The organism is Chthonomonas sp., assembly GCF_035294505.1.
In the GTDB taxonomy this organism is placed as follows: Bacteria; Armatimonadota; Chthonomonadetes; order Chthonomonadales; family Chthonomonadaceae; genus Chthonomonas.
This window is the reverse complement of the sequence record NZ_DATGKU010000069.1, coordinates 1-9,450: the sequence shown is the minus strand read 5'-3', so window position 1 is coordinate 9,450 and position 9,450 is coordinate 1. Positions and strand designations below refer to the sequence as shown.

At 56.0% G+C, this 9,450-nt stretch carries 7 protein-coding genes; 1 reads left to right on the top strand and 6 read right to left on the bottom strand.

The features are described 5' to 3' along the window. The first annotated feature begins 387 nt into the window (after positions 1 to 387). The gene (locus VKV18_RS03450; protein WP_324202833.1) at positions 388 to 2,262 is read left to right on the top strand and encodes a chloride channel protein; all 1,875 of its coding nucleotides are present in this window, start codon (positions 388 to 390) and stop codon (positions 2,260 to 2,262) included. Positions 2,263 to 2,342: 80 nt separating this feature from the next. Here VKV18_RS03450 and VKV18_RS03445 read toward each other — a convergent pair whose 3' ends face one another. The 6 genes from VKV18_RS03445 to VKV18_RS03420 form a co-directional block, all read right to left on the bottom strand. Next, entirely contained in the window at positions 2,343 to 3,278 is a 936-nt protein-coding gene (locus VKV18_RS03445; protein ID WP_324202832.1) for a type II secretion system protein, read from the bottom strand. Between the two features lie 1,418 nt (positions 3,279 to 4,696). Further along, positions 4,697 to 5,560 carry a thioredoxin fold domain-containing protein gene (locus VKV18_RS03440; protein ID WP_324202831.1) on the bottom strand — a complete coding sequence of 288 codons (864 nt, stop codon included), beginning with the start codon at positions 5,558 to 5,560 and terminating at the stop codon, positions 4,697 to 4,699. 33 nt (positions 5,561 to 5,593) lie between these two features. Next, entirely contained in the window at positions 5,594 to 6,343 is a 750-nt protein-coding gene (locus VKV18_RS03435) for a DUF1080 domain-containing protein (protein WP_324202830.1), read from the bottom strand. Next, entirely contained in the window at positions 6,340 to 8,148 is a 1,809-nt protein-coding gene (locus tag VKV18_RS03430) for an alpha amylase family protein (protein ID WP_324202829.1), read from the bottom strand. The genes VKV18_RS03435 and VKV18_RS03430 overlap by 4 nt, the downstream gene beginning before the upstream one ends. Continuing rightward, a complete protein-coding gene (locus VKV18_RS03425) occupies positions 8,145 to 8,555 on the bottom strand; it encodes a hypothetical protein (protein WP_324202828.1) in 411 nt (136 codons plus the stop codon). The genes VKV18_RS03430 and VKV18_RS03425 overlap by 4 nt, the downstream gene beginning before the upstream one ends. A gap of 18 nt (positions 8,556 to 8,573) precedes the next feature. Continuing rightward, positions 8,574 to 9,422 carry a phytanoyl-CoA dioxygenase family protein gene (locus tag VKV18_RS03420; protein WP_324202827.1) on the bottom strand — a complete coding sequence of 283 codons (849 nt, stop codon included), beginning with the start codon at positions 9,420 to 9,422 and terminating at the stop codon, positions 8,574 to 8,576. Between the last annotated feature and the right edge of the window lie 28 nt (positions 9,423 to 9,450).

The following is a 9,450-nucleotide window of genomic DNA, read 5'->3' as shown; positions in this document are numbered from 1 at the left end:
GCCGTGCGCTAGCACCTCCCGAATCGGGGGAAAGGTCGGGATAGGGAGCGAACGAGGTTGGCTTGCTTTGCAGACTGGCTCTAGAACCGAGTCCCGTGATGAGTGGGTAACCCTTGTGATTACCCCTACAGCCCCACCCCCTCCTTCCTAGGTCGCCCTCAACAACCCCGAAGTCCTATCGCTCACAACGTGAGAGGGCAGCCTTTGCCTTTAGGCCGTGGCCGTTAACAATTAGTACGTCTCCCTCCTGCATGTTTGCGGCAAATCGTTTTGCCTCTACCGAGTCATTCAGACCTCCACGCAGCCCATCCCATTCTATTATGTCTTAATACGACATAATAGGGTATAATAGAGAAAAAATCCATCATCAAAACGATAAGGGGTCAGATGCAGGATCGCTCATCAAGCAACGGCTTAGCACCAACAGCTGCGGATGCCGACGCGGTAAATAGGCCGCAGAAACGCGGTTTTCGTCTCTGGACGATGACCGCGCTGGCCGTTATCATCGGCGTACTGGCCGCCTTTGTGGCCTACATTCTCTACGACCTTATCTCCCTGCTTACCAACGTCATTTTCTATCATAAAGTGGCCTTCACCCTGCCCAACATCACCTCCAACACCTTAGGGCCGTGGCTCGTTTTCGTTCCGGCCATCGGTGGGCTTATCGTAGGGCTAATGGCCAAATATGGCACGCCCAAGATCAAAGGGCACGGCATTCCCGAAGCGATGGAGGCCGTTGTTACAAGCCATAGCAAGGTGGAGGCGCGGGTGGCCATTTTGAAACCGCTCTCGGCGGCCATCGCCATCGGAACCGGAGGCCCTTTCGGAGCCGAAGGGCCGATCATCCAGACCGGCGGAGCCGTAGGCTCGTTGGTGGGGCAGTTGATAGACACAACCCCCGCCGAACGCAAGGTGCTGCTCGCCTGTGGAGCGGCTGCCGGTATGGCGGCCATCTTCAGTACGCCTATTGCCGCCGTTATCCTCGCCATAGAGCTGCTGCTTTTTGAGTTTAAACCGCGATCTTTCATCCCCGTTACTATCGCCAGCGCTATCGCCACCATTGTGCGCTATCAACTGCTCGGCACCGGGCTGTTGTTCAAAGTGGGGCCTATCCAGTTCAACATTTTCCACGATCTCGCCTTCTATGTTCTCCTAGGCCCCATCTGCGGGCTGGCCGCCATCGGCTACACACGGGCGCTCTACTGGTTTGAAGACCTCTTCGAGCATCTGCGCCTAGACGATGTTTGGAAACCGGCCATCGGTGGGCTTATCTTAGGGGTCATCGGCCTATTCGCGCCGCGCGTTCTCGGAGTGGGCTACGGTAACATCACCGCCATCCTCAACAATCAACTGCCCGTATCTATTCTGCTTATCATTCTTATTTTCAAGAGCCTGGCGTTGTTGATCTCGTTGGGTTCCGAGACATCCGGTGGGCTTCTCGCCCCGATGCTGATGTCGGGCGGAGCCTTAGGTGCTCTGTACGCCATCGCAATGAACCATCTCTGCCCTGTGGCGCACCTCTCCCCCGGTGCCTTTGCGGTAGCGAGCATGGCGGCCATCTTCGGCGCAGCTTCTCGCTCCACCTTCGCCTTTGTTCTGTTTGGCTTTGAGATCACACGCAACTACGGTTCGATCCTGCCCCTGATGATCGTCAGTGCCATCGCCGACGGCATCGTTCTTTTCTTCTTGCGTGAAACCACCATCATGACCGAGAAGTTGGCGCGACGCGGCCTAACCATCCCCCAAGAGTACGAGGCTGACGTGCTGCAGCAAGTCAAGGTTGGCGAGGTGATGGATCGTACCCCCGGCGTGATACCCGCCGACAAAAAGCTCGCCGAGCTGGCCCGAGAAATTGGCACCACCTCCGATCCTCAGTTACATAAGCATCGCGCTCTCCTCGTTGTGGATTCGGAGGGAAAGCTGGTAGGGATACTGACACGCGGCGACATCGTGCGAGTTCTGGAGCAGCATCCATCCGATGAGAATCTCATCGTTCTCGATGCAAGCAGCAAAAATCTCGTTGTAACCTATGAAGACGAGACGGTCTACGAAGCCATGGAGAAGATGCTGTTGCACGATATAGGCCGCCTTCCGGTGGTTAAACGCGAAGACCCGCGGCAGCTCGTGGGCTATTTGGGCCGCGCGGAGGTATTAAAGGCGCGTTTCCTCAGGTTTCAGGAGGAACAGCAGATTCAACCCGGCTGGTGGCGCGTCTATCGCAGCACACCACGGAAAACCGGTACCTCTCCCACCACACGATAAACTCTTCCCTCGCCTACATGGAGCAAGAGGGGGCACGTTTCTAACGTGCCCCCTCAATATCTCTCGTGAAACGCTAAGAACTACTGGCAGGCCGGATGCGGGCCATCGGCATCGGTCGTCCAGAGACAGACATCGCCGATAAGCTCCTTGTAGGGGATCGCCTTCGCATGGCCATCCACGAACTGCACGTTCATAATGCCGTTGTGGCGGGAGGGACCGTCGTTGAGGGCCTTCTGCACCCCGGCGGCACCGCCGTAAGGCCCGGCCTCTCCACCCGTCCAGCTCCAACGGGCATTCCCGATGTTCTTCCAGTAGTGCCCGTAAAAGGCTCCCTGGCCGGTCACATAGTTGCATTCATTGCCGTTTGCCTTATTTGCCTGCCAAAGCCCGGATTCGTTGCAGACATCGGGCACGGCACCGTAGTAAGAGGCATCTACCACGAGCACCGTGGAGGCCACGCGCGGCACAGCGGCATCTGCTACCACAGCAACGGCGCCACCGTAGAGCGTTGCATAACTACCGGCAGGGCTCATCCAGGCGTCGTTGTGTCCGTAGCTATTCTGCCCACCATATCCCACGCCACCGCAGCCAACGGCAGTGTTGTTATCAGAGCCGCCACATTTGGCACCATCCGTGTTCCATTTTACGAATGCATTTGGAGCGGAGGGGCACTTCCAGAGGTCGTAGTTTTTGGCATAGGGGTAAAGTAGGCTGATCCAGAAGGTTTTGTTGCGGGCAGCACCGGTAATCGTGGCGTTCCCTACAGGGTCTTGCAAGAAGGGGTTGCTGTCTGGGCCGGAATTCCACCGGTGCGGATAAAAATACTCATCATAGTCTTGAACGTACATGCCTGTTGCCAAACCGATCTGCTTGAGGTTCGACAAACAGGAGATAGCGCGCGCTTTTTCACGAGCCTGCGCGAAAACAGGGAACAGAATCGCCGCCAGTATCGCTATTATCGCGATAACGACAAGCAATTCGATGAGCGTAAAACCGTTTCGAGTGTGACGCTTCATTGAACCGATCTCCTTTGAGACGCAATTTTTTGATTTTAATGCTATGCTGGCATCAGCTAGCCATGAGGAGCACGCGAGTTCTGTTATTTGACCTCCCTTGCTCTTCGGGCGATATTATGCCAAAGCCATGTTAAGAGGGGATTAAGCGGATGTTAAGAGGAGATTAAGATTTGATGAATTTTGTTTTAAGGGGGAGATATGGCAAGATAACAAGGGAAGGGAGCAGTGACTGGCGAGTTCATTGTAAAGGGTGAACAAGGTAGGCTTGTTTAACCAGCCCCACCCCTGCCTCCTCAAGGCCGATACAGGGGGTTCCCAAAAAATCGCAAGATTTTCCGGGGCAGGAGGCCCTTCCCCCTCAAAACCGGAGGGATGGAAACGCAAGATTTCTCGCCTTCGGCTCGAAATGACAGTTGTAGTATCGGCTTGAAATGACAGTTGTATCGCCGGCTCTGCAAGCCCCTCCCCACCCCACCCTTCCTCCCATTGGGGAGAGGGGAGACCAACAAGTTTATCAGCGGTTTGCTTTGATTAGTTTCCCTTCGGAAACCCATCATAACCGCCCCCTTTCTCCCTAATAGGGGGAAAGGATGGGATAGGGGGCGAACGAAGCCGACTTACTTCACAAACTGACTCTAGAGCTGGGAAATTGGCAGTCTCTGCAACACCACCCAATCTCTCAGAACCGGTGGGATGGAAAGGCAAGATTTCTCGCCTTCGGCTCGAAATGACAGTTGTTCATCTCGTCTTCGGATCGAAATGACGGTCGTATCACCGACGCTTCAAGCCCCCACCCCCCCGCCCCTCCCCACTTTGGGAGAGGGGAGACCGGTAAGTTCATTGGCGGTTTTCTATGATAACCTTCCCTTCGGAAACTCAACACAATCGTCCCATTCCCTATTCAAAATAAACTAGACACCTCAGCGGCCTGAATCGCTCCCTTCATCGCCTATCTCGCTGGCCGCTGCGTTGCTGTCTGCAAGACGAAAGGATGGGATAGGGGGCGAATAAGAAAGGCTCACTCCACGAATTGGCTCTAGAGCCGCGATAGTGACAGCCCCACTCCTTACCCCCTTAGAACCGGTAGGATGGAAACGCAAGATTTCTCGCCTTCGGCTCGAAATGACAGTTGTAGTATCGGCTCGAAATGACAGTTGTAGTATCGGCTCGAAATGACAGTTGTGTCATCGGCTCTTTAAGACCGACGCCCTTCCCCTCAAGGCCGACGCCCTTCCCCTCAAGGCCGACGCCCTTCCCCTCAGTGAGAATGAAATGAGAAGACCTCTCAGCTTTGCTTCGAGGTGACATGGGGCGCCAGTGCGCTACTCCACCACCTACAGGGAGAGAGGAGACAAATAGGCCTACTCTTAGTGCCCTTCGACCGGCAATGACGTTCTCTGTAGCGGGTGCTTTACCTCTTAATGCGTTTGTAACTGAGCCGCCTGAATCTGGGCTAGCATCTGCTGAGCCGCTTGGTGCATCTCGGCGGAGCAGCCTTGAATGGCCAAGACCGCCTTAAGCTGAGCGGCCGCAGGAGTCAGTTGGTTTTGGGCCGCATAAAGCATCCCTAGATACATATGCGCTTCGGCTTTTATATCGGGGATATGAGCCTTTTGGGCGGCCTCCTTAAAATAGGTGGCGGCACGGCTTGCGTTGCCTGCGTGAATGTAGGCCGATCCCCCCAAGAGCAGCGCCTCCGCCAGCAGATTCTTCGACCCGCTAGGGTCTACACGCCGAATCCTCGTGATAAGCGGTTCCACGGCGCTAAGTCGCCCGGCCTCCACATAGATATGCAACAGCCTAAGCGCTGCCGCCCCATCGCTCGGATGGGAGCGCACGTAGCTCTCTAAGCCGGGAAGCTGCCGGTACTCCATAACGATATGGTTTACATCCGCAGCAAAATTCGCAGCCGGCTCATAGCCTCCAATACGCCCAACCACTTGGCCTTGACCATCTAGAAAAAGCACCGTTGGGTAACCCGTCACCTCATAACGTGCGGCAGCTGCACGCCCCTCCTTTGTGGTCTCGGCGTTCAACTTCACCGGAATCACCTGACGAGCGGCTTTCACCACAACCGACTGCGGATAGACATCGCTATCGAGGCGTTTGCACCAATAGCACCAATCTGTATAGATATCTAACATCACCAACTTGTGGTCGCTACGCGCCTTTATCAGTGCGCTCTTAAGGGAGTGTGACCAGGCGATACCGGCTCCCCGAGCCACCTGATAGCTGAAACACAAACTCAAAAGCGCGATTCCAAAATAGACACGACGAAGCATCCGTTTATCTCCTGAGCGATTCCATCGCTCACCTCATTTTTCTGCCTTTTTAGGCGGATTCGGCAGGGCATTTTTTAACGGCACGATCCATATGTCCCGAAAACTCACGGGGCAGCCATGGTCTTGCAGCATAATAGGCCCGGTGGCCACCATAGGCCCATGCAGGCTTGCTGTGGTGGGGCCTTGTATCTCCACATTATCGTGCACCTTGACCCCATTCCATATTACGGTGATTCGCGGCTTTTCGATGAGGTTTCCATTGGCGTCGAATCGAGGGGCACGAAAGATAATGTCGTACGACTGCCATTGCCCCGGCGGAAGCGCCGCGTTTTCATCGGGGTCGCGCTGACCGTAGATGGCGCCGCATCCCCCGGCAAAGTAGGTTGGGTTGTCCACCGAATCGAGAATTTGCACCTCATACAGGCCTTGGTTATAGACCCCACTGTTGCCCCGGGCCTGGCCATGCGCGTCGGGCATATAAGGAATCCGAAACTCCACATGCAGGCGATAGTCTCCGAACTTCTGCTTGGTAATGATATTGCCCGTTCCAGGCTTCACGGTGAGGATGCCATCGCTTAAATCCCATTTCACCGGGCTGCCGTCGAGTTGAGTCCAAGCATCCGTGTTTTTCCCATCGAACAACACAATGGCGTTGTGTGGCGGCGGCACAGGGCGTGTGGGGCCGTGCGGAGGAATGAACTTCTTGGCAGGTGTTTCCTGAGCCTTCAGTACCAAGCCGCTCAGCATGAAAAGAGCGACAAACAAAAGGACGAAACGCTTCATTGGCGAACCTCTCCTTCGTTGGGTGGTGGCAGTGCGCCACGTGCACTGCGAATGGCTGTAAGGATATCGGGCAATCGTTCGGGGGGCAGAGCGTCGGAAGGATAGGCCTTTTCGAGATAAGGCCACCAGTTGAACTGGTCAATATAGGAGAGATCGAAGATCATCCATCCCTCGCCTTGGCGCGCAGCCGCTTGAAGAGCGCGGATCATCTCTTCGGGATGCCCCTCATAGTCGGGAACGTAGATTCCCGGATAGAGTAGGGTGCCGTTCGCCAAAGCCAGGCGAGAGATGCGTGCCGCCCCTTCTACGGTGAGGTCTCTGCTCTTCCCTTGACGTATCGCCTCTTCCTCGGTAGCAATCGGATAGTAACATCCGGTAGAAACCCACGTAAACAGCTCTGCATAGCCCGTATCGGGGTAACCCTCGGGAAACCAGCTGTAGTGCAACGGCGTCCACGGGCTACCCCAGTTGACTCCTACCGGGTAGTAGGCCGGGTACCAAGAGCCAACATAGGTTCCCACCGGCAGCCCCGGTTTGACCGCGTGCACGGTCCGCACCACGTCGGCCGCGAAATCGCGCATTGTCTGCGCACGAAACCGAATCCATTGCGAATAGAGGGGACCGGGGATGATGGGGTCACCTGGGTGCGGAGAGAACCGATAGATGTCCTCCGGCCAATGAGCTACCGGATGCCCGATGTACTGTTCGAAAGCGCGGCGGGTAATATCGCTGAAATCGTTGTAGAAATCGGCGTAGCGGCATCTATCGAGCACAAAACCGTCTATATCGTAACGGCTCACGATATCGCGCACCATCGCCAGCTCATAGCTACGAACGGCCGGGTTCAGCGGATTCACAAAGCAGGCCACCTTCTCGTTGGCCGCCTGGGCAATAGGCACCAGCGGCGTCTGGAGGTCGAACCTGACAACCGAACCCGGGGTAAGGTGGGTTCCAATCCACTGTTGATCGGAGGCCCGAGCCGCCGAGATAAGGTAGCCCTCATCCGGCGCACTCAACGGGTTATCTCCTAAAAGAGCGCTATCCACAAAACCGGTCACGCGGTCGTCTTTATCAATCACCAGATTAAGTTGTTGGCCAACGGTTGTGTTCGAGGGCGCATTGGAGGGACTGTTCAGGTCGCTGCCGGTGGTCTCTAATCCTACCATGGCCTCCGCCTCCTGCGACAGCACCGTCGTATCTTGAGGCAGCACCTTGGTGCGGTTGGAGGCGGAAGGCTCGCCCTCCACATAGATCGGAAGGCGACTGCCATCCGGCGCGATGAGGCCACGATCTACCGTGTAGGTCACCGATTGCCAATCCGGGTGCGTATAGGCCGGCCCTACCTGGTAGTACTTATGTCCCTCGCTGAGGATGTTGATATCGGCATCCACTTGTAGCCCTGCTTGGTGGCCGGCCTGCACAAACGCGGCAAGGATATCGAAATTGGGGATCGGGTGCCCTTGCCACACCTGCATTCTTGGCGCTACGTGGCTATCGTAAAGCGTAAGACCGGCCAACGGCTTCACATCTATAACAAGTGTGTTAATGTGTGCCGCCTTACAATGGGCCACAATAGCCTCCACACCCGCCTGCGTTGTGGAGTAGTCCACGACCTCCGGATGGCCGTTTATCATCACGGTGCGTGTGATATTGGCCGTTCCATCTACCCACAATATGCGCTCTTGAGCGCCGATCGCGCCCACAATTCGGCGTGCGATATCGGGTATCTCCTGGGCATAGGCTGCCTCTACACACAGCAAAAGGGCGCCGAGCAGCACGAAATGACTTCTTACGCTGAACTTCATGGCTCTTTCTTGGAGGTTTCAGAGGGAGTTTTGGGGGTCTCACCCCACATGACCTTACGACGCGGCAAAATGCAGACCACTGCGATGCCGGTAAGATAAAGATAGTAGCACACGATGCCCAGAGTAGGCGGAATAAAACACAGCCCACCTAAAATCGGCGGAAACCCCTTTGCACGAACCAGCGTGACGGCGCCAATGCCGGTGATAAAGGCTCCTATAAACGATAAAAAGAGGGGGAGAAGGGAGAGCTGCCAGAAGGGAACCACCGAGACATCCGAGCGCCCGGTCGTTGGGTTGAGCAGAGCCTGATGCGTGCCGCTCGATAAAAACAGCGCCACCGCCAACTCAATCAGCATGCCAACAACGAACCCGATGGTTCCCCAAAAACGATAGATGTCCTGTTGCAAAACCTTCTCCCGCGTTCTTTAGGATATGCCGGCCGCTGCCTCCCGCTTCGCACTCCAAATAAGCGGATTTTGGCGGTCGTTGTTCAACAGGTCGCCCACCTTAAGCGAGGCGAAGTAGTCTGGCGGCAGCACATTGCGCTGTCCGTTAAACCGGCAACCATCCGGCATGTAGGCACAGGTCATGGCGCGACGTGGGCGCGGAGTCATGTTGGGCCCGGCGGCATGGGCTGTAAGCCCGTTATGGAACACGGCGCTGCCGGCAGGACAGGCTGCCGGCACGGCCTCGATGTGCTTCCATTCCGGGTAGATTTTGAATAGGTCTCCCATGTTATGCCCAATGCCTACGTTCTTCTCGGTAGCCAGCTTGTGCGTGCCGGGGAGGTACCACAAGCAGCCGTTGGCGAGGGTGGCGTCGTCCAAAGCAACCCATATGGAAAGGGCATCACGCGAGAAGAACGACCAATAGGGAACGTCCAGATGCCAAGCGGTGGGATTGCCGTAGGGAGGTTTAATAAGCGCCTGATCGTGCCAAATACGAATGCCATCCACTCCGGCCAACGTGCCCGCCAGCCTGCCGAGGCGTTCATCCAGCATCAACTTGGCCATGCCTTCATGGGTATCTGCCAGGCGCACGCACTGCACAAAAACCTGGGCATAGTAGGCATCGGGGTCGGCCTGGTTGGCCAGCGTCTCCGGTCTATCGGGGCTGAAACCGGCCTTGCCTGCCGCCTCCAAGCGCTGAGCTACAGCCTCTTCCGTAACCTCTCGCCATAGTTGAAGTTCGTCGGCATCCAAAAAATTCTCGATAACAAGAAAACCGTTCTCCCGATAGAAAGCGATCTGCTCGTCTGTAAGCTCGGTTCGCATGTCGGGAACCTCCCGCGTTCAAGTCTCT